Source organism: Olleya sp. KJ81-1 (assembly GCF_055808135.1).
Genome location: NZ_CM147854.1, coordinates 528,195 through 550,554, shown reverse-complemented (window position 1 = coordinate 550,554; position 22,360 = coordinate 528,195). Strand labels below are relative to the sequence as shown.

The 22,360-nt window shown below is 31.4% G+C and carries 20 protein-coding genes; 8 read left to right on the top strand and 12 right to left on the bottom strand.

Annotated features, from left to right (window positions below):
- Positions 1-19 precede the first annotated feature (19 nt).
- Positions 20-703: a haloacid dehalogenase type II gene (locus tag AC0L3M_RS02595; protein WP_473431726.1), complete on the top strand. Its 684-nt coding sequence runs from the start codon at positions 20-22 to the stop codon at positions 701-703.
- Positions 704-899: 196 nt separating this feature from the next.
- Here the strand turns inward: AC0L3M_RS02595 and AC0L3M_RS02590 are convergent, their stop codons facing one another.
- Positions 900-1,847: a phosphoribosylaminoimidazolesuccinocarboxamide synthase gene (locus AC0L3M_RS02590; RefSeq protein ID WP_473431725.1), complete on the bottom strand. Its 948-nt coding sequence runs from the start codon at positions 1,845-1,847 to the stop codon at positions 900-902.
- Between the two features lie 48 nt (positions 1,848-1,895).
- Entirely contained in the window at positions 1,896-2,849 is a 954-nt protein-coding gene (locus AC0L3M_RS02585; RefSeq protein WP_145001444.1) for a PhoH family protein, read from the bottom strand.
- A 108-nt stretch (positions 2,850-2,957) separates the two neighbouring features.
- On the opposite strand from AC0L3M_RS02585, the gene AC0L3M_RS02580 reads away from it, so the two are divergent.
- From AC0L3M_RS02580 to AC0L3M_RS02550, 7 genes are all read left to right on the top strand, one after another.
- A complete protein-coding gene (locus tag AC0L3M_RS02580) occupies positions 2,958-3,791 on the top strand; it encodes an SAM hydrolase/SAM-dependent halogenase family protein (RefSeq protein WP_145001443.1) in 834 nt (277 codons plus the stop codon).
- Between the two features lie 42 nt (positions 3,792-3,833).
- Positions 3,834-4,130: a putative quinol monooxygenase gene (locus AC0L3M_RS02575; RefSeq protein WP_292949160.1), complete on the top strand. Its 297-nt coding sequence runs from the start codon at positions 3,834-3,836 to the stop codon at positions 4,128-4,130.
- Between the two features lie 27 nt (positions 4,131-4,157).
- Positions 4,158-4,871: a gliding motility-associated ABC transporter permease subunit GldF gene (gene gldF, locus AC0L3M_RS02570; protein WP_339809486.1), complete on the top strand. Its 714-nt coding sequence runs from the start codon at positions 4,158-4,160 to the stop codon at positions 4,869-4,871.
- Position 4,872: 1 nt separating this feature from the next.
- Positions 4,873-5,358 (top strand): DUF2062 domain-containing protein, encoded by a 486-nt coding sequence (locus tag AC0L3M_RS02565; protein WP_342862313.1) that lies wholly within the window; start codon positions 4,873-4,875, stop codon positions 5,356-5,358.
- Positions 5,339-7,018 (top strand): gliding motility-associated ABC transporter substrate-binding protein GldG, encoded by a 1,680-nt coding sequence (gldG, locus tag AC0L3M_RS02560; protein WP_473431724.1) that lies wholly within the window; start codon positions 5,339-5,341, stop codon positions 7,016-7,018. The genes AC0L3M_RS02565 and gldG overlap by 20 nt, the downstream gene beginning before the upstream one ends.
- Before the next feature lie 85 nt (positions 7,019-7,103).
- On the top strand, positions 7,104-8,222 hold the full coding sequence (dnaN, locus tag AC0L3M_RS02555) for a DNA polymerase III subunit beta (protein ID WP_028283060.1): 1,119 nt from the start codon (positions 7,104-7,106) through the stop codon (positions 8,220-8,222).
- 162 nt (positions 8,223-8,384) lie between these two features.
- Entirely contained in the window at positions 8,385-8,762 is a 378-nt protein-coding gene (locus AC0L3M_RS02550) for a hypothetical protein (RefSeq protein ID WP_473431723.1), read from the top strand.
- Positions 8,763-8,838: 76 nt separating this feature from the next.
- Here the strand turns inward: AC0L3M_RS02550 and AC0L3M_RS02545 are convergent, their stop codons facing one another.
- The 10 genes from AC0L3M_RS02545 to AC0L3M_RS02500 all read right to left on the bottom strand — a co-directional run bounded on the left by AC0L3M_RS02545 (position 8,839) and on the right by AC0L3M_RS02500 (position 22,339).
- A complete protein-coding gene (locus AC0L3M_RS02545; protein ID WP_473431722.1) occupies positions 8,839-9,393 on the bottom strand; it encodes a hypothetical protein in 555 nt (184 codons plus the stop codon).
- Positions 9,394-9,421: 28 nt separating this feature from the next.
- Positions 9,422-11,962: a T9SS type A sorting domain-containing protein gene (locus AC0L3M_RS02540; protein WP_473431721.1), complete on the bottom strand. Its 2,541-nt coding sequence runs from the start codon at positions 11,960-11,962 to the stop codon at positions 9,422-9,424.
- A gap of 191 nt (positions 11,963-12,153) precedes the next feature.
- Complete coding sequence (locus tag AC0L3M_RS02535) at positions 12,154-13,377, bottom strand: hypothetical protein (protein ID WP_473431720.1); 1,224 nt, start codon at positions 13,375-13,377, stop codon at positions 12,154-12,156.
- 116 nt (positions 13,378-13,493) lie between these two features.
- Positions 13,494-14,246 carry a LytR/AlgR family response regulator transcription factor gene (locus AC0L3M_RS02530; RefSeq protein WP_473431719.1) on the bottom strand — a complete coding sequence of 251 codons (753 nt, stop codon included), beginning with the start codon at positions 14,244-14,246 and terminating at the stop codon, positions 13,494-13,496.
- Between the two features lie 3 nt (positions 14,247-14,249).
- Positions 14,250-17,153 (bottom strand): sensor histidine kinase, encoded by a 2,904-nt coding sequence (locus AC0L3M_RS02525; RefSeq protein WP_473431718.1) that lies wholly within the window; start codon positions 17,151-17,153, stop codon positions 14,250-14,252.
- A gap of 126 nt (positions 17,154-17,279) precedes the next feature.
- Positions 17,280-17,618, bottom strand: a complete 339-nt coding sequence (locus AC0L3M_RS02520) for a DUF4870 domain-containing protein (RefSeq protein WP_473431717.1) — start codon at positions 17,616-17,618, stop codon at positions 17,280-17,282.
- A gap of 86 nt (positions 17,619-17,704) precedes the next feature.
- On the bottom strand, positions 17,705-18,118 hold the full coding sequence (locus AC0L3M_RS02515; protein ID WP_473431716.1) for a DUF6691 family protein: 414 nt from the start codon (positions 18,116-18,118) through the stop codon (positions 17,705-17,707).
- A 1-nt stretch (position 18,119) separates the two neighbouring features.
- A complete protein-coding gene (locus AC0L3M_RS02510; protein ID WP_473431715.1) occupies positions 18,120-18,674 on the bottom strand; it encodes a YeeE/YedE family protein in 555 nt (184 codons plus the stop codon).
- A 93-nt stretch (positions 18,675-18,767) separates the two neighbouring features.
- Positions 18,768-18,977, bottom strand: coding sequence for a YgaP family membrane protein (locus tag AC0L3M_RS02505; protein WP_090838743.1), 210 nt, complete (start codon positions 18,975-18,977; stop codon positions 18,768-18,770).
- 167 nt (positions 18,978-19,144) lie between these two features.
- Positions 19,145-22,339, bottom strand: a complete 3,195-nt coding sequence (locus AC0L3M_RS02500; protein WP_473431714.1) for an efflux RND transporter permease subunit — start codon at positions 22,337-22,339, stop codon at positions 19,145-19,147.
- Between the last annotated feature and the right edge of the window lie 21 nt (positions 22,340-22,360).

Below are 22,360 nucleotides of genomic sequence, written 5' to 3'. Positions count from 1 at the left end.
ATCCTAAAAAACGACACTAATGATAACTAAACCTAAAGTATTATTCTTTGATGTAAACGAAACACTTTTAGATCTAACCGTAATGAAAAAACAGGTTGGAGATGCTTTAGGTGGTAAAGACGATTTACTGTCTTTATGGTTTACAACTATGCTACAATATTCGTTAGTGGTTTCGGCAAGTGGACAATATAAACCGTTTGGACATATTGGTGCTGCTGCTTTACAAATGGTTGCTGCAAATAATGATATTGCAATTTCTGAAGAAGAAGCTAGACATATTGTTGTAAAATCGATGCAAAATTTACCGCCTCATCCGGAAGTTAAAGACGCTTTAAACACGTTAAAAACTGAAGGTTTTACCCTTGTAGCTTTAACCAATTCTAACGATGAAAGCCTTAAAATTAAAATTGAAAAAGCTGGTTTAACCCAATATTTTGATGATTTGTTAAGTATTGAATCGGTTGGAAAATTTAAACCTTTTAATGATGTTTATAATTGGGCTTCAAATAAAATGAACATAAAACCAGAAGACTGTATGCTTATTGCTGCGCATGGTTGGGATGTTGCTGGTGCTCTTTGGGCTGGTTGGCGTGCTGCTTTTGTTGGTAGACCAGGACAACAAACATTTCCGTTAGCACCAAATACGGAGATTAATGAAAGTGATTTACAAAAAGTAGCAGATATTTTGGTGACTTATAAGTAGTGCTTTTTTAAAATAAACTGAACACTAAAATTTTGTTTAAAGGTTTTAAATCGGAGTGGACTTCGATTTAAAAAGATATACTCACCAAGTTTTATTAGTATTGGTAAGTATTTTTTTTGCTATTAAAAACTATATTTTACAAAAAAAAGAGCTTGCAAATGCAAGCTCTTTTTTTATTTCAAAAATATATTATATTTTATTTCAAATATGCTAAAACATTAGCTTCAATACGTTCTTCAATGTTGGACACATCTGCTTTTACAAATGGTTCTCCCATAATATTCTCGTATAATTCAATATAACGTTCTGATACGGTTTCAATATATTCATCAGACATAACTGGTACAGTTTGTCCCTCTAAACCTTGAAAATTATTAGCAATTAACCACTGTCTAACAAACTCTTTAGACAATTGTTTTTGTGCTTCGTTATTATCTTGACGGTCTTGGTAGCCTTCAGCATAAAAATATCGAGAAGAATCTGGTGTATGGATTTCGTCAATTAAAACAATTTTCCCATCCTTAGCTTTACCAAATTCATATTTAGTATCCACTAAAATTAATCCACGTGAAGCAGCTATTTCTGTCCCTCTTTTAAATAATTTACGCGTATAATCTTCCAAAACAATATAATCTGCTTCGCTAACTATTCCTTTTTTAAGGATGTCTTCTCTAGAGATATCTTCGTCATGATCACCCATTTCTGCTTTTGTTGCAGGCGTAATAATAGGCTCAGGAAACTTATCGTTTTCCTTCATTCCTTCAGGCATAGCAACACCACAAAGTATGCGTTTCCCAGCTTTATACTCACGCGCTGCATGACCAGACATGTAACCACGTATAACCATTTCTACTTTAAAAGGCTCGCATAAATGTCCAACCGCAACGTTTGGATCTGGAGTTGCTGTTAACCAATTTGGCACCACATCTTCGGTAGCTTTCATCATGCTTGTGGCAATCTGATTAAGGATTTGTCCTTTATATGGGATTCCTTTTGGCATAACCACATCAAACGCGCTTAAACGGTCTGTTGCAATCATTACCAACTCTTCATCATTAATATTGTAAACTGCTCTTACTTTTCCTTTGTATAGACTTTTTTGATTAGGAAATTTAAAATTAGTGTCTATAATAGTATTACTCATTAGTTGTATTGTTGTTGTTGTTGTTGTTGTTGTTGTTGTAATATAAATTTACTCTCTGTTTTCAATATTTTTATAAGCTTCGATAATTTTTTTGACTAGTTTATGTCTAACAACATCCTTGTCATCCAGAAAAATCATTCCTACACCTTCTACTCCTTTTAAAATAAGTAAAGCTTCTTTTAAACCAGAAATAGTACGACGAGGCAAATCAATTTGTCCTGGATCACCTGTTAATAAAAATTTAGCGCTTTTACCCATTCTGGTTAAAAACATCTTCATTTGTGCATGCGTTGTATTTTGACCTTCATCCAAAATAACAAAAGCATGATCTAAAGTACGACCACGCATAAAAGCTAAAGGTGCAATTTGTATGGTACCATTTTCAATATACTGCGCTAATTTTTCCGCAGGAATCATATCTCTTAATGCGTCATATAATGGTTGCATATAAGGATCTAATTTTTCTTTTAAATCTCCAGGTAAAAAACCTAGATTTTCACCTGCTTCCACTGCTGGACGTGTTAAAATAATACGTTTTACCTCTTTATTTTTTAATGCTTTAACTGCTAATGCTACTCCTGTATACGTTTTACCTGTTCCTGCTGGTCCAATAGCAAATACCATATCGTTTTTACGCATTAGCTCTACCATTTTACGTTGGTTAGCAGTAATAGCCTTAATAGGTTTACCATTGGCACCATGTACTAAGACTTCGCCACTTTTTTCAGAAGTGCTGTAATCATCACTGCTTTGGCTAGTTAAAACACGCTCGATTACATTTTCGTCTAATTTATTGTATTTAGAAAAATGCTTTAATAGCATGGTCATTCTGCGATCAAACTCATCCAATAACTCTTCGTCTCCAAAAGCCTTAATGGTATTTCCTCTAGCTACAATCTTGAGTTTTGGAAAGTATTTTTTTAGTAGTGTGATATTCTCATTTCCGGTTCCAAAAAACTCTTTTGGAGAGATCTCCTGTAGTTCAATAATTATTTCGTTCAAAAGCGCTGATTTATTAAATTAATCTGTACAATTTTATTAGTTTTGTGTATCTAACAAATTTACACATTTTTTGTGTGTTCTAGGTTAAAAAAATATCAACAATAATTCATGCCAATTATAACGCTTACCACAGATTTTGGAGAGAAAGATCACTTTGCTGGCGCAATAAAAGGCGCTATTTACAGCGAATTGCCAGAAGTTAAAATTGTTGATATCTCTCATAGTATCTCTCCTTTTAATATTGCTGAGGCAGCCTATATTATACAAAATGCCTATAGTAGTTTTCCTAAAGGTACAATCCATGTCATTGGTATTGACTCCGAAATTAATCCAGAAAACAAGCATATTGCTGTAGAGCTGGACGAACATTATTTTATCTGTGCCAATAACGGAATTATGAGCATGATAGCTAATGAGATTGCACATTCTAAATTAGTAGAAATTAATATACATGATAAAATAGAAACCAGTTTTCCTGTTTTAGATGTCTTTGTAAAAGTAGCATGCCACATAGCACGTGGTGGAACATTAGAAGTTATAGGCAAAGCTATTGATAAAATAAAACCAATTAAAAATCTAGTGCCTTACGTTAATGAGGAGCAAACGCAAATAATTGGCAGCATAATCTACATTGACAATTATGGTAATGTCGTTACTAATATTAGAAAAAACTTTTTTGAAACGCTGCAAAAAGGACGTTCTTACGAAGTGTCTGCAAGAAATTATAAGTTCAAAAAAATACAATCCAAATATAGCGATATTGTTAACTTTGACACACCAGAAGATAAACGTAATGACGAAGGACGTGGTTTAGTCGTCTTTAACAGTTCCAACTATCTAGAAATAGCCATATATAAAAGTAATAACCAAACGGTTGGTAGTGCAAGTAGCCTAATGGGATTAGGACTGCGAGATACAGTAACCATTAATTTTTTTAAATAAATAAAAGTATCGCTTTCGCGGAAACACATTAAAACCTAAGCCATGTTTGTAAGAATTGTTAAATTAAGTTTTGCTGAAGAAAATATAGCCACCTTTTTAGCTAATTTTGAAACCGTAAAATTTAAAATAAGAAACTTTAAAGGCAACCAATTGTTAGAATTGTATCAGGACAAAACCAATCCCAATATATTTTTTACTTATAGTTATTGGGATAATGAAAGTGATTTAGAAAACTATCGCAACTCAGACCTTTTTAAAGGCGTTTGGGCTAAAACTAAACCACTGTTTAATGCAAAACCAGAAGCTTGGAGTGTTGACAAATTAGCTTCGTTAAAATAAATTATAAATAACATTAATAAATAAAGCATGCTAGCCATACTTAAAAAAGAAATAAACTCATTTTTTGCTTCGCCAATAGGCTACTTAGTAATTGCTATATTTTTGTTGTTAAACGGACTATTTTTATGGGTCTTTAAAGGCGAGTTTAATATCCTTGATAATGGATTTGCCGATCTGTCAACGTTTTTTTTATTGGCACCATGGATTTTAATATTCTTAATTCCAGCGGTTACCATGCGTAGTTTTAGTGACGAGAAAAAACAAGGCACTTTAGAGCTACTGTTAACTAAACCAATAACCACATTACAATTAGTATTAGGTAAATATTTTGGAGCCTTATTACTAATAATAATAGCGCTAATACCAACACTATTATACGTTTATACTGTTTATCAATTAGGTAACCCATTAGGTAATTTAGATTTTGGAAGCACATTAGGATCCTATTTTGGCTTATTATTTTTAGTAGCAGCCTATACTGCAATTGGTGTTTTTGCATCAACCATATCAGACAATCAAATAGTTGCTTTTATAATTGCTGTGTTTTTATGTCTATTTTTTTATATTGGTTTTGAAGGCATTGCAGATGTAATATCTAGTAATACTGTGGAGCAATTGGGTATGAATGCACATTATAAAAGTATGAGTCGTGGTGTTCTGGATACTAGAGACCTAATATACTTTTTAAGTATTACTATTTTGTTTATTGCGCTAACCAAATTCAATATTAAAAAACAATAGTATGGTAATTACACCCATTTTAATAATATCGTTTATAGTTGTATTTATCTTAGCATGGCTATTTATAAAAACCATTGGAGACAATAAATGGATAAGCTTATTACTTACAGTAATAGCAACACCTCTACTCTATTTTTACTTATTTTATCCAATAGTTAATATCTTTTCTAGTTACCATCACCAAAAACATTTTAATGCTGATAATTGGGCTGAATACCCAGAACTTAGGTTTGAAATGATGGATCAATTAAATGATAATAACCAATTAATTGGCAAAACTAAAGCTGAAATTAAAACAGATTTTGGTACAGCAGAATGGTATGGTTGGGATGATAGTATTAAAGCCAACTCTAAAGATCAATGGAATTATAATATGGGCTTTAAACCTGGTGCTTTTACTAAAGACCAAGAATGTATTGAGCTACAATTTAAAAACGATACTGTTGTTGCAGTAAAAACCTATCAACTTGAGAAAAAATTTGAATAAGTCTATCAAAAATATCGCATTTGTAGTTATTGGGTTAATTGTAATTAATGTAATAGCCAATACCTTTTATAAACGTTTTGATTTAACGACAGATCAACGCTACACTTTAAATCCTTCGGTTTTAACCATATTAGAAAAGGTAGAATCCCCTATTTTGGTTGATGTATTTTTAGAAGGTGATGATTTTCCTTCAGAATTTAGAAAATTACAATCTGAAACCAGACAATTATTAGAAGAGTTAGTCGCTTATAATAATAACATTAGTTTCAATTTTATAAATCCAATAGAGGACGAAGCTACTAGAGATCAAAATATCCAGCAATTAAATGCAAGAGGGTTAACACCCATGCAATTAAACGTTCAAGAAAACGGAAAAACTAGTCAAGCTGTTATTTTTCCATGGGCTTTAGCAAGTTATAATGATCAAACGGTAAAAATTCCGTTAGTAAAAAATACCATTGGAGCGACTCAACAACAATTAGTTAATAACTCTGTACAACAATTAGAATATGCTTTTGCAGATGGTATTAGCAAATTAGTTAATCCTAAACGACGTAAAATAGCAGTTTTAAAGGGTAATGGACAGCTAGAAAACAAATACATTGCAGACTATATTAAAAGTATAAGAGACTATTATTTTATTGCTCCATTTACATTAGATAGCGTTTCTAATTACGCGGAAAGTACTCTGAAAAAATTACAGGAATACGATTTAATTATTTCGGCTAAGCCAACAGAAGCATTTTCAGAAAAAGAAAAATTTGTTTTAGATCAGTATACCATGAATGGTGGTAAAAGCCTATGGTTAGTAGAGCAAGTCGCAATGGATAAAGATAGTCTTTATAACGATTATGGTAAAAATATTGCTATCCCATTAGATTTAAATTTAACCGATTTTTTCTTTAAATATGGTATACGTATTAATCCACTTATAGTAAGCTCTATGTACTCTGCTCCTATAACTTTAGCGTCAGGAGAAGGTAGTGAGAGTCAGTTTCAAAGCTATCCTTGGACCTATTCGCCTTTAGCAAAAGGAAATAGCAATCATCCTATTGTCAATAATTTAGATTTTTTAAAATTTGATTTTGCCAATCCTATGGATACAATTAAAAGTAGTACCCAAAAAACAATATTACTCCAAACTGCGCCTTTAACTAAATTAGAAGGTACGCCTCGCGAAATCAGCTTGGATATGGTCAATAATAAGCTAGAGCCTAAAACCTTTAATAAAGGTCCACAAACATTAGCTGTATTGCTAGAAGGCACCTTTACGTCGGCATATAATAACCGAGTAAAACCTGTGGCTATTTCAAACTCTAAAAATACTAGTGTACCAACCAAAATGGTAGTCATATCTGATGGTGACGTCATTAAAAATGACGTTGGAAGATTAGGTCCTGAAGAGCTAGGTTTTGACAAATACACAGGACAAACCTTTGGTAATAAAGAATTTTTGACAAATGTGGCTAATTATCTTTTAGATGACACAGGACTTATAAACATTAGATCCAAAGAAATTGCAGTTGCCTTTTTAAATCCTGAAAAAATTACAGAAGAAAAAACAAAATGGCAACTACTAAACCTCTTATTACCATTGGTTTTATTAGGTGTTTTTGGTTTAATATTTAACTACCTTCGTAAGAAAAAATATGCCAAGTAAGTGTTAATAAGTTTGTTTCTTATTTTAACACATTAGCAATATATTTGTAAGACAAATTATTAATAGTATTAATTTACACATATAGATGAAATTTATCGTATCAAGCACATACTTACTAAAACAATTACAGGTTTTAGGAGGTGTAATTAACAGTTCAAATACATTACCTATTTTAGATAATTTTTTATTTGAATTAAATGAATCTAAATTAACTGTATCTGCAAGCGATTTAGAAACAACAATGTCTGCTGTTTTAGATGTAGATAGTGACAACGAAGGAAGCGTAGCCATTCCTGCACGTTTACTTTTAGATACTTTAAAAACATTTCCAGAACAACCTTTAACGTTTGTTATTGAAGAAAACAATACCGTTGAAATTAGCTCAAACCATGGTAAATATGCTTTAGCTTATGCAGACGGGAACGAGTTTCCAAAAGCCATTAGCCTAGAGGATCCAAGCAGTACAAAAATGCCTGGTCATATTTTAGCTACAGCTATTAACAAAACTATTTTTGCAGCAGGAAATGACGATTTAAGACCTGTTATGAGTGGTGTATTCTTTCAGTTTTCAACTGAAGGTTTAACCTTTGTTGCTACAGATGCTCATAAATTAGTAAAATACTCTAGAGAAGATGTTAAAGCCTCTCAGGTAGCCGAGTTTATTATGCCTAAAAAGCCTTTAAACTTATTAAAAGGAATACTTGGTGCTAGTGACGAGGAAATTACTATTGAATATAATGACTCTAACGCTAAGTTTACTTTTGAAAACACAATATTAATCTGTCGTTTAATTGACGGTAAATATCCTAATTACGAAGCAGTAATACCAAAAGAAAATCCAAACAAACTAACAATAGACAGAACACAGTTTTTAAACTCTGTACGTCGTGTTAGTATTTTCTCTAACAAAACAACACACCAAATTAGATTAAAAATTGCTGGAGCAGAATTAAATATATCTGCCGAAGATATTGACTACTCTAACAAAGCAGAAGAGCGTTTGACTTGTGATTACCAAGGAGACGACATGCAAATTGGTTTTAATTCTCGTTTTTTAACAGAGATGTTAAACAATTTAGGATCTAACGATGTACAATTAGAGTTAAGCATGCCTAACAGAGCAGGTATATTAACACCTATTGATGATTTAGAGGTTGGAGAACAAGTAACTATGTTAGTGATGCCTGTAATGTTAAACAGCTAATAACTTAAACCTATAGCATAAAAAAAGCAACTCAATAGAGTTGCTTTTTTTGTTATAATAAATATTATATTCCCTTAATTTTAATACTTTTACAGCGCAATAATCTAAGTTACCCTCAACATTAAATAACTTAGCAATTGATTAAAACAATTAATCTAGAATATGAAGTACAGTTTTAAATTATTCTTTTTACTAATAACTAGTATCGCTCTATTATCTTGTAATAATAACGACGATGCTTCTAACGCAAATAACACCACTACCAATCCCATTATTGGTGATTGGCTTCGCGAAGATGCTACTGCCTCTTTTGAATATCACATTCACTTTGAAGGTGAAAATTTTGGTAAAATAGTAACTATGGTAATAACAGAGGACAATGTAATATCAAGTGCAAATCCTTTTGAATGGTCTATTCATAATGAAATACTTACTATTGTTGACAATGAAGATTTTGAGCATAACACCACAGTAGAATATACTGTAGACGGTCATCTAAAAATTGAAGGTTTTTCTGATTTAGAATTCACAAAACAATAATTCTAAACACCCTTCATATAATCACATAACAAAAAACGCAACCTGTTAAGGTTGCGTTTTTTGTATAATAGTTTTTTTATTCTTGATCATCTAAAGGTAAAAGTATACCATTATAATTTCCTGAAATTTCTGTACCATCATTTCTAACAAAGTTAAATGTTAATGTTAAATTATCTATAGAATAGTTAGTTACACTAATACTACCTTCTGTTACTTCTAAATCTGGATTACTACCACTTTTATAAAATTGACTAAAACCATTTTCGTATTCTGTATCATTAATATCTCCATTTACTATAAATTCTAAACTTGAAATTTCAGACAAATCATAAGTGACATTGGATGTCAAATCTGAATAGTTTATTCTAGCTGTAAAATAATCTACATTATTAAGTGTAGTACCATTATAAGAAGCTTCAATTTGTGCTTGTGTACTATTTGTTAAACTTAAAAACACCGAATTATTTAATGTAGGTTCTACAATTGCTGTTTTCATTTCAAAATCTGAATCACCTACTATTATTTTATTTGTTACTGTGTGCTCTTCAATTGAATTATTATCATCATCTGATGAACAAGCTGTAAAAAAGACAACTAACAGGCTTAGGTATAAAATTTTATATATTTTCATTTTTTTATTTCTTGTAGTTAATATTTTTTTAGTTTTTAATAAACTTTTTAATGGTTTCTCCTTGATCAGATTTAATATTTATAAAGTATAAACCAGCACTTAAACCAGATACATCTATCCCTTTAGATAATGTTTTAGTTTGTTTAATCATTTGTCCATTAACATTATAAATAGCTATTGCATTTATTGTTTTATTAGATTTAATAAACAATCTATCGTTTACAGGGTTTGGATAAAGTGTAGTAACAAGATTTGTATTTATATTCACCTGATCTGCGCTAAGTGTAGATGTATGCTCATAAGCGCCTAAATCTATTGTGGTATTGAATATTCTATCATTATAAGATAAATCTAAATCGCCAAATAAAGCTACATCGTAGTAAGCGTTATCTCCTTGATCAACAATATAATTTGAAGCTGATGTTGGCTTATAATCACTATCCAAATTTAAGTTATCTGTTGCTGGATCTAAAGTGGTTACGTTTGTAGTATTAAATGTCCCATACGTTCCTGCGTTTGATGATACATTAGCTATAGAATTTCTAATAAACACATCGTATGTAGAACTTAAACCGTCGGAAATATCTCTAGTTGCAACTGTGCCATTAGTTGTATTCTGCCAAAAAATAACATTATTAATATTTAAGTTTACACTACCATTACCTGATGCAGTAATAGAATTGCCATAAGTACCGTTATAATCGTTATTAACAAACGTACTATTATTAATTACAACATCTAAAGTACTTCCGTTATTCCAATCTTCTCTGTAAATATCTAAGGCTGTAAGATTGATATCGTTATCTGCTACCAATACATTTGCCCAACGTGTAAAAATATAGCCGTTTGTACTATCAGATTGCACATAAACCAATCCCATATTAACAATGGTGTTATTTATAAACTTGGTGTTTTCAATTAGTAATCCTTGATTAAACTTTCTAATTTTTAGTAAATACCCATTAGAATAATTACTTCTGAATACCGAATTTTTAATTTTTAAATTATTAGCATTCAAACTATTTGGTATAAAAATCACACCGTTTTCTTCTACGCCACCAGATTGTGATGTATCATAAATGTTTTCAAAAATAATACCATCAAAAGTGACGTTACTTGTTCTTAATTCAAATAAACGCTCTGCATTATCTGTTTTGTTTGAAGTGAAATCTCCATCAATATCATCACCATTTATATCACCAGTAAAAATGGTTGCATTTGTAGTATGAATAGCCGTTAAGTCTCTATCTGCTAAGGTTGTTTCGGTTCCAAAGAAACCTCCAATAATATCTACTTCGTTTGTACTAACAGCTATTGGTGTATTTTTATCTGCTAATGTATACGTTCCTTTTGCTACCCAAACAGCATCATTTAAATTGGTAAGTACTAAAGCATCTGTTACGTTTGTAAAAGCATCTGTCCATGAGCTGCCATCGTTGGCTCCTGTAGCATTTGCATCTACATAATAAACTGTAGGTATACAATTTTCACTATAACTTGATTGATTATCTTTAGTCCAACCTGCTACATACTGACCGCTGTTTGCTGGTGGCGAAAAGCCTGCATCAACTTGAATACAAGTTAAACTTGGATTACCATAAGATTTCATCCAGTTTATATTGCTGTTGTTACCATTAGCTATATTTAATTGGTATAAAACACCGTTATTATGACATTGTAGGTCTGTAATCTGCGTATTGGAGCTAACATCTAAGGTTTCAATTTGATTATCTGCACAATGTAAACGTGTTAATGATAAGTTGTTACTAACATCTATTGTAGTTAAATTATTTGTGTAACAATCTAGACGTGTTAAATTGGTAAAAGCTTCAATACCTGTTAAATCTGCAATAGATAGACCATTGATAAGAAGCTCTGTTGTAGCTTGTGCTTCAGCCACTGTAATTTCAGTATCATTATTTACATTGATACTACTATCGTTAACTAAAAAACTTTTGAAATTAGCATCTGGAATATTTACTATTTGGTTTAACGCTGCGCAATCTTCACTATAAAATCCTGAGCTACCTTTTGTCCAACCTTGACTATAAATTCCAGCATCTGCAGGTGGTGTAAAACCAGCATCTATTTGGATGCATGATAAACTATTACCATAAGCTTTCATCCAGTTAATATTGCTGTTATTTCCGTTGGCTAAGTTTAATTCGTACAATACACTATTATTATGACATTGAATGTCTGTAATTAATGTGTTTGCACTAATGTCTAAAGTTTCTATTTGATTAGATGCACAGTGTAAACGTGTTAATGCTAAATTATTACTAACATCTAAAGCTGTTAAATTATTACTGTAACAATCTAATCGTGTAATGTTTACAAAAGCTTCAATACCTGTTAAATCTGAAATTGATAGTCCATTTACCAATAAGTCTCCTGCAAAGGCTTGTGCTTCGGCAACAGAAATTTCAGAATTAGCATCTGTATTTATTGAAGAGTTCCCAACAAGATATGCTTTAAAATTAGCATCGGGAATGTTAACATTTTGTGCATGTATACTACACCATGCAGTCACTATTAAAAAGGAAAATAAGAGTAAAGTTTTTTTCATTGTAGTTAAGATTAATATTAATTTCATCTACAAAATAACAGTAACATTAAAGGTTTTCAATTTGCTTTTTTCTGAATAGTACTAATTTCTTTCTGAATAAATTACAAAGGTTATTTTTGTACTTTTCATAAAAAAAAGCCTGCTTAAATAAGCAGACTTAAAATAACTATAAATAAATAGCGCGTTTTTAATTATTCGCAATTCATTTTTTGTCCGTAAGGCATTTGTCCATGAATTATGCCTCCAAATTGTGAGCTACCAAAACCACTACCATTATACTGTTGCTTGATTAAAAAACCTTGTAAATAGCAGTCGTTATTTTTATTTTTTTCAGTGAATGCTCCTTTAATCCAACGGTATAAAATATGACCTGTGTATTTATTTTTAACAACACTCCAATCGTTAGATTCAATGTTCAATTTTAAAAGTTTTGCGCCATCTTTGGCTATGGTTTTAGAGACATTTTGTTTAGCAAAATTAACTAATGACGTATTACTATTCATACTGCCTGCTTTTGGCATTTTTATAGCGTCCATAGTAGATTTTGCAGCTGCATCGTAATTGGCTTTTAACGTCGCTTCAAATTCCTTTACAATTGGTATCGCTTTTTCTAACCAATCTAAATGAAATTGTTGTTCGCCTTTACCAATAACATTTAAAATAGTAATATCTTTTTCATGCATATATGATGGTACATTAAAGGCGTGTCCACCTTGATGAGATGCAGCATAAATAACAAAAACATCGTCTGCAATTAACATACCTCTTACTAAAATTGGCATACCTGTACCAAGCTCTAAAGTTTGCGATCGGTCTGCGCCAACTTTGGTTGTAAACATTCCTGAAACAAGCTCGTAACCAATATAACCTTCTGGTGACATAGCTTCTAATTCTGGTGTGGTTAAAAAGCGTAACCAAGCATATTCTGGATCTTGTGCAGGTAATATATCTACATTGTCACCCATATCTGTCATTTGACGTCTTAATTTTACACGATCTACACCTACAGCGCTCATCCCTTTAGTCATAGCAAAAGGATACGACATGTATAAAAAATCGTCACTTATTGTATTGGCTGGTTTTGGTTTATTAGCGTCTGCTTCTTGTTGCTTTTTCTCAAGATATTTTTGATAGTATAAATCTTGTTTCGTTTGGTCGTTAGGATATTTTTTAGCTAATTCTGCTTTAAATTCTTCATCGGTATATTCGGTTTTTGATGCATCTTGATTTGATGTTGAAGAACTGCTAACCATTCCTGAGGTGTTTTCAGATTTTGAAGATGAAGTGCTCGTTTCTTTTTTCTCTAACTTCTTTTCTACAGCTGCTTTAGCTTTCTTTTTAAGCATTTTACCAAATTGTGCGTGCGACGTATTGTAGCACAATGCTAAAACAAATAATAGTACTAGTTTTTTCATAAGAATTGTGTTTAATAAGCTTCAAAATAAAGCACTTAACTACTATTCTTAATTTGGTTTTTTCTGAAAATGATGATTTTTTTCTGAATGACTTTCAAAAATTATAAATTAAAGAATCACATGAAGGTTTCCTTAATCACATCTAAAAACTGATCTCGTTTAGATTTAGAAATTGGAATGCGTTTTTGATTATTCATTAATAAATAATCGCCATCGTCTTTTACTAATTCGTCTACATATTTTAAATTAATTAAATATGATCTATGACATTTAAAAAACATAGCATTATGCGCTAACTGCTCGACAAAATGTTTTAGTGGTTTACAAATTGTTTTTTGTTTGCCATCCATTAATTGCACTTTAGTATACATTCCATCTGCTTCAAAATATAGAATATCGTTATGCGAAGCAAACATAATACCTTTAGGGATTTCTAAAGCAATTTTATCTATGGATAACTGCTTTAAAGAACCGCGTAATTTGTTGAGTTGATCGCTAAGATTATTTGCTTTTATAGCTTCTTCTGCTTTTACAACCGCTTCTTTTAATTCAGTGATGTCAACTGGTTTTAATAAATAATCAACTGCAGAAAGCTTAAAGGCTTCAATTGCATATTGGTTGTAAGCGGTAACGAAAATAATTTTAAAATCGATTTGGTCTGGAAAGTATTCTAAAATATTGAGACCAGATTGGTTTGGCATCTCAATGTCTAGGAATACAATATCTGGTTTTGTTGTTTTTATTAACTCTACACCAGAGCTTAAATTTTGCGCTTCATCAATGCTAGTGATGCTTTGGCAATATTCATTTAACAAGCTTAACAGTAAATGTCTTGCACGTTTTTCGTCGTCTATAATTATAGCTTTCATAATTTAATTTATAGGTATAGTTATTACCACTTTTGTACCTTTTGCTACTTCATTATTATCATACAAATCCTGTGTTGTAATAGTGATATCTCTATTTAATTTATTATTATATAAATGTACACGTTCTAAATTAGCTTTAGTTGCAAAAGGTTTGTGTTGCTGGTTTGCTTGTTTTAATTTTTCAGATTGAATACGTCCAATACCATTGTCTTCAATAGTAATTTGTAATTTATTTTGTATTATTCGTTTAGCTTCAACCTTTAATTGTTTGTCGGTTAACTTGTGCAATAAACCATGTTTTAAAGCATTTTCGACATAGGGTTGAATAAACAACGAAGGCACTTTTATTTTTTTTGTATCAAGCGTTTTATCGATATTAATTTTATAGTGCAGTTCATCTTCAAAACGTACGTTTTCTAATTCTAAATACAGTTTTAGTGCATTTAATTCTTCTTCTAGAGTAATTTCATTTTGCTGACTGTAATCTAAATAATTTCTAATCAATCGACTAAATTTTACTAAATATGAACTCGCTAATTCTTTTTCATTTGAAATAATATAATCTTGAATAGAGTTTAAAGCATTAAAAATAAAATGCGGATTCATTTGAGATCGTAAGTTTTCGAGTCTTAAATTGGTGTTTTTTTTATCAATTAAAATTTTATCAATTTCGGCAATACGTAGTGATTCTTTTTGTTGTAATCTCCATTTAAAATACATCCAAATTAGAATAAAAATTGATATTAAAACGATGCCATAAAACCAATAAGCTTCCCAAAATGGTTTTGATATTTCAAAAGTTATTGGTACTGCAAAAACAGCTTTTTTTGCACTAACATTTTGTGCTTTAATCTCTAATGTATAGCTACCACTTGATAAACTATTAAAATTTACAAACTGTGTGTTTAAAGGTAAGTTTTGCCAACTTGTATCAATTTGTTTTACACGATATTGATAATTAACATGCTGGTTGGACTGAAACCCATTGACATTAAATTTAACACCAATTTTATTAAAATTATAAGGCAATTTATAGCTACTAGAAACTAATGTATCACGATCGTTTATAGTTATAGATTCTACTCTAATTTTAGATGTTTTAAAGGTTTTAAATAACTCTTTTGATTTTGGAAGTGTATAAAATGCTTTGGGTTGTATTATAACAATCTGGTCTTTAAGCACTAAAAAGTCATTTACAGCAGTGTTTAATCCATCTTGCGCACTTAAAGACTTAAGATTATGTGTTTTTGTATGGTATTGAAACAGTCCAGAATCTGTGGATATCCACAAAATAATACCTTTAGATTGTATTGCATTTATTTGAATATCTTTTGGCAGATTTATTCCTGAAGGTTTTAGTTTATTATCATGATATTTTAAAAGTCCGTTATGCTGTGTTGCTAACCAAATGGTTTCGTTAGTATTAGTCATAGCATTAACAAGCAAACTATTTGAATTTTGAGTAATTTCTTCTGAAGAAAACGTTGATGTATCGTATTTATACAATCCATCAATATAAGAGACAAACAATCTGTTTTTATAAATAACTGAAGCTTTTACACGACTGTCTTTAACAATATTTTTTTTAAATAAACCAAACGGATTTTTATACACTATGCCTTGACGGTAATTGCCATAAAACAAAGTACTATCGTCTATTTTAGAAAAGGCTTTTGCTACCGAAAACCGACTATTTACATCAGTAATTTTATCTGTTTTTAAATTAACTATAAAAGACTCTGATGCATTAATACTAACAATTAATTGCTGCTTTTGTTCATCAAAATATAAATTCCCAATAACTTTTTTCCCAGGTAATTCAAGTGTTTTTTCAAGTTTATTCTCTCTAAAAAACAACAGATTGCCATCGTGAGTTCCTAAAACAAATTGATTATTCAGCAATGCTGTTGCAGCTGTTACTTTAGCGTTAAAAACATCTAAATTTGTATATTTAATATTAAGATTTGGTGATACCAACACACCATTATCTAATGTTGTAAACCAATAGTTATTATTAAAATCTACTTGAACATCGGTTATAGACTCGTTACTAAAAAGTTGCTTTTCAAACGCAAATACATCTTTTTCAAATTTATAAATAAACACACCAGAGCTTGTTAAAAACCAATAGCTATCTTTAAAATTTAATAGACTATAAATAATTTTATTCTCTATTTGTGTAGGTGTTTTAAGCTGCGTTACTAAGTTATTTTCTTTATTAATAGCATAAATAACATTACCATTGTTACTTTTATGTGTAAAGAATATATCTTTATTGAAAGCAAATAACCTTGGTGATTGTATATTTTCAGTACTAATTATTTCAAATATTTTTGAACTTTTATTTTTATTGATCTTATAAATACGATGTTGCTTCTCATTACCTTCATCGTTTATAACAAAAGAATAATTAGTGCTATTTATAGTAGAATTACTAATACACATACCATCAAAAAACTTAGTATGTTTTTTTGTTGTATAATTAATATCATATATACCTGTTACGGTAAATAATCTAATAAAGTTTTTATGTATTGTAAAAGGTGCTAATTGGCCAACAACTAATTTACTAGCATCATAGAAAAGTTTAAGTTTATTATTTTCTACATAAAAGATTTGTCCATAAATGTTGTTACACCATAAAGTACCACTATCGTCAAGATGTAACTGAAATAGTGAATTAGATTTTTGATCTGGATGGCTAAACTTTTTGTAAGATTTACCATCGTAACGATACAATCCCTTATCTGCTGCTAACCAAATGTATTGTTCGTTATCTTCTATTACATCATAAAACTCAACATCTGGAAGGTCTGATATTCTAGACATTTCCTCAAAAACAGGATCTTGAGCTTGCACACACACTACATATAATAAAAATAGTATTTGGTATAATAAACGCGACATAGATTACAAACTTAATATATAATCAAATATATTATCTGTTTTTTTCTGAAGTACAGTTCTTTTTTTCTAAACTAAAAACGCAACCCTTACAGGTTGCGTTTTTCTTCTTTATCAATATAATGTAAACTAACTAATAAAATTGAAAGATAAAGGGTAATGCGGTTCTTCGCCATTACTAACCTTAATGGCATTTATTATTGGGTAAATTATAGATACTAATCCTAAAACAAACCAGCCTAATAGTCCTAAACCAAAAAGTAAAATTAAAGGTAAACATACAATATACAAAACCACTATACTTAATTGAAAGTTAACAATGGTTTTACCATGAGCGTCCATTTGATATATTTTATCTTTTTGTGTTAACCAAATGATTAGTGGTAAAATTAAGCTACCACAACCTATAATTAAAGACACTAATTGACTTAAATGGGTTAATACTAATAATTGTCTGTCTGTTTTCATTTTTTACTTTAATTCGCTTTTTTAGATTTCTACTTATATGACGTATAATTTGTAAAAATGTTACAGATTTTAAAAATAAAATGTAATTAATGTGGTAATTTATCTTTTAATACACCATATAAAAACGTCCCTAAAGCAGCAGATAAAAATACTATAACTATAGGTAAATAACCTGCACCTACAAGAACAAATATAGGTCCTGGACATGCGCCAACTAATGCCCAACCTAACCCGAAAATAATGCCTCCAAGCAAGTATTTAGAAAACGATTTTTCTTTTGGCGCAATTACAATTGGATGACCATCAAACGATTTTACGTTATACCTTTTAATAATTTGAACAAACAAAATACCAAACGCTAAAGCAGTACCTATAATACCATACATATGAAACGCTTCAAAACGAAACATTTCATAAATTCTAAACCACGAAGCAGCCTCAGATTTATACATGATAATCCCAAAACAAAGCCCTATAAAAATAAATAGTAGTTTTTTCATATTAAAAAATTAAAGGGAATAATAAATGAACCATAACCAATCCACCAATAAAAAAGCCAATAACAGCAATTAACGACGGAAGTTGTAAATTACTTAAACCAGAAATGGCGTGACCAGAAGTACAACCTCCAGCATATCGTGCTCCAAAACCTACTAAGATTCCTCCAACAATTAAAATAGCAATTGTTTTTATATCGCTTAAAGCGGAAATAGAAAATAACTCGACAAGTAAATATTGGTTTTCAGTTGAAATATTTATACTAGACAATGATGCTTTTGTAGCATCACTAATGGCAGGCATATCTGCGGATGACAAATAATGTGATGCTATAAAACCACCAAGCATTGCTCCTATCACAACTAATACATTCCACACATCCGATTTCCAATCAAATTTAAAAAACGAATTGACTTTTCCGGCACCACAAGCAGCACAAAAAGTTCTTAAGTTTGATGACATACCAAACTTTTTTCCCATTAATAATAAAAATAGCATTGTACAGGCAATTAAAAATCCTGAAACAAACCAATGCCAAGGTTCAAATAAAAAATCCATAAATTAAATTTGCGCAAAAATACGTGCTACAAATCAATTTATGGACTTTTAGTCTACTAATTTTATAGGAATTAACCTATTATAAAACTAATGCTATTTAACGCTACAACCTGCGCCTTCTTTTCTCACACCTAACTTTACTAATATTGTTTCTAATAAGCACCACTTTGTAAATGCAGACTGTATTAAATTTACACCTATAAATACAGTAAACCACATCCATTTTGGGCTAACATAAACCGAAAGCACCACACTTAGCAATACCATCACACCAACAATTACTCTAAAATATGTATTCAACATTTTTCTTCTTTTTTAAATTTAAAACTTAATATTCACGTCATTCTGAATGTGTTTCAGAATCTAATTATTCACAACTCAAATTTCTTTTTATTACCCAATCTTATCTGCAAACCTCACGTCATTCTGAACTTGTTTCAGAATCCCATCATTCTCAACATAATTACCCACTATTTATAATTCTTCTTCTCTATCATATAATAAACAAGTGGCACAACCAACAACGTCAATACGGTAGACACTATAGTCCCTCCCATTAATGATATCGCTAATCCTTGAAAAATAGGATCAAAAAGTATCACAAATGCACCAATAACCACAGTACCTGCTGTTAATAAAATTGGTGTTGTACGCACTGCTCCTGCTTCAATACATGCTTGTTTTAGTGGCACACCTTCTGCAGTTCTTATATTTATAAAATCAATTAATAATACCGAATTTCGAACCATAATTCCTGCTAAAGCAATCATACCAATAAAAGAAGTCGCTGTAAAAAAGGCTCCCATAATCCAGTGTCCTAAAATAATTCCGATCAACGATAAAGGAATTGCAACCATCATAACGATTGGTGCTTTAAAGTTTTGAAACCAACCTACAATTAAGATGTATATTAAGATAATAGCACCTAAAAAAGCAATCCCTAAATCTCTAAAGACTTCCAAAGTAATTTGCCATTCGCCATCCCATTTTACAGTGTAATTATCTTCAAAATCTGGTTGACCTAAGTACATCTCGTTTAACTCGTAGCCTTTTGGTAACGGAATCTCATTCAACTTTTCTTCCATTCCAAGAATAGCATACGCAGGACTTTCTAAATCTCCAGCCATATCTGCCATAACATAAACCACACGCTTTTGGTTTTTATGATAAATACTTTTTGCTGCAGTTGTTTCTGTAATAGTTACCAAATCTGCAATAGGCACCATATTACCTTGTTTTGATCTAACTTTTAATTGCGAAATATCCGTAATTGTAGATTTCTCCTTTTCATCTAAAGCCAATACTAAACCAACTTGAGTCACCGCATCTTCGTCATACAAATTTGTGATGGCTCTGTTTGACAATGCCATATTCATGGTGTACGCTATTTGCTGTGGTGCAACACCATACAACATGGCTTTTTCTTTGTTAATATCAAATTGGTATTCGGTTTGATCCGCTTCCACCATCCAATCAATATCTACCACATCATCAGTCTGTTTTAGTATATTTTGAACGCTATTAGCAATTCTAATTTGCTCGTCATAATCAGGTCCATAAACCTCTGCAACAATCGTTGATAATACAGGAGGTCCTGGTGGTACTTCTACTAATTTAATATTCGCATTATATTTAGCTGCTATTTTCTGAATATCTGGACGCATTAATTTAGCTATTCCGTGACTTTGAATATCACGCTCGCTTTTATCAATTAAATTTACTTGGATATCTGCCATATTAGATCCACCACGTAAATCGTAATGACGCACCAAACCGTTAAATGTAATTGGCGCAGATGTACCAACGTAATTTTGATAATTAACCACTTCTGGTCGTGTTGACAAGTATTGCGACACTTCTTGCGCAACAACGCCTGTACGTTCCAATGTTGTGCCTTCAGGCATATCAATAACCACTTGGAATTCATTTTTGTTATCAAATGGTAACATTTTTACAGCAACCGATTTTGTAAAAAACAAGACCATTGTCGCCATTAATACCATAAAAGTCAACCCTAAAAACAACCAACGTTTTGATTTACTTTCTAATAATGGACGTTCAAACTTGTTATAAACCTTATAAATTAACGTGTCTTCAACTGCTTTTTCTGGTTTCTCCGCTGCTCCTTTTTTATCTTTTTCTCTTAGAAAAATATATCCTAAATAAGGAGTTATCGTTAACGCTACAAACAAGGATAATATCATGGCAATAGACGCACCTATTGGCATTGGCGCCATATATGGTCCCATTAATCCAGACACAAAAGCCATAGGTAAAACAGACGCTATTACGGTAAATGTTGCTAAAATAGTTGGATTACCAACTTCATTAATTGCATACAAAGCAGCCTCTTTAAACGGTAATCGTTTCATTTTAAAATGCCTGTGCATATTTTCGGCAATAATAATGGAGTCATCCACCACAATTCCAGTTACAAATACTAACGCGAATAATGTAATTCGGTTTAGCGTATAATCCATCATATAATAACTCAATAATGTCAAAGCAAATGTAATTGGAACCGATAAAAACACCACCAATCCACCACGCCAACCCATTGCCAACATAACCACAAGTGTTACTGCAAAGATAGACCCAATAAGGTGCCACAATAATTCTGATACTTTATGCGATGCTGTTTCACCATAATTTCTGGTAACCTCAACATGCACATCATCCGGAATTAATGTGCTACGTAAATGATCGACTTTGTCAATAATGACCTCAGCAATTTTCATCGCATCTGCTCCTTTGCGTTTTGCAACCGAAATGGTTACCGCAGGATATTCAGACTTATAATCCGCCGATTTTACGCTTCCTTTTCCGTAACCTAAACTGACATAATTTTGTGGCACTTCTGGTCCATCAATAATTGTAGCGACTTGTTTTAAATAAATAGGCTGATTTTGTTGCACACCAATCACCAAATTTTCAACATCAGTAACCGAAGCTAAAAAAGCACCTGTATTTACTAAAAACTCAGTATCACTTTTATCAAAACTACCAGCACTTAATTGGCTATTATTCGCTTTAATCATTTCCGAAACAGACAAGAAATCTAAGCCACTTGCAGCTAATTTATCCTTATCTAAAACGACGCGTAATTGACGGTCACGACCTCCAATTTTATGCGTGATTGCTACGTCGTTAATCTTTTTAATTTCGGCTTCCAACTCTTGAGCCATTTGGTTTAATTGGTAATCGTCATAATTTTCACTCCACAGCGTTAATCCCAACATTGGCACATCATCAATCGCACGCGTTTTTACTAACGGAAACGTAACACCAGCAGGCATTTGGTCCATGTGCTTGTTAATTTCGTTGTATAATTTCACGAAAGAACGCTCAATATCTTCGCCAACATAAAACTGAACGATGACCATTCCTTGCTCTTTCATAGACGTAGAATAAACATATTCTACACCTTTAATATTCGAAATTAATTGCTCTAAAGGCTTAATCACGCGCGACTCCACTTCCGTAGGACTTGCTCCAGGATACCCTACAAAAATGTCTGCCATAGGCACATCAATTTGTGGTTCTTCTTCACGCGGAATTAAAAACGAACTGTACACACCAACCACCATAAATACAATCATCAAAAGCACTGTAAGCTTCGATTGCATAAAGACTTTGGCAATTTTACCTGCGATTCCTTCTTTCATAATTATTACTTTTTTTATTCC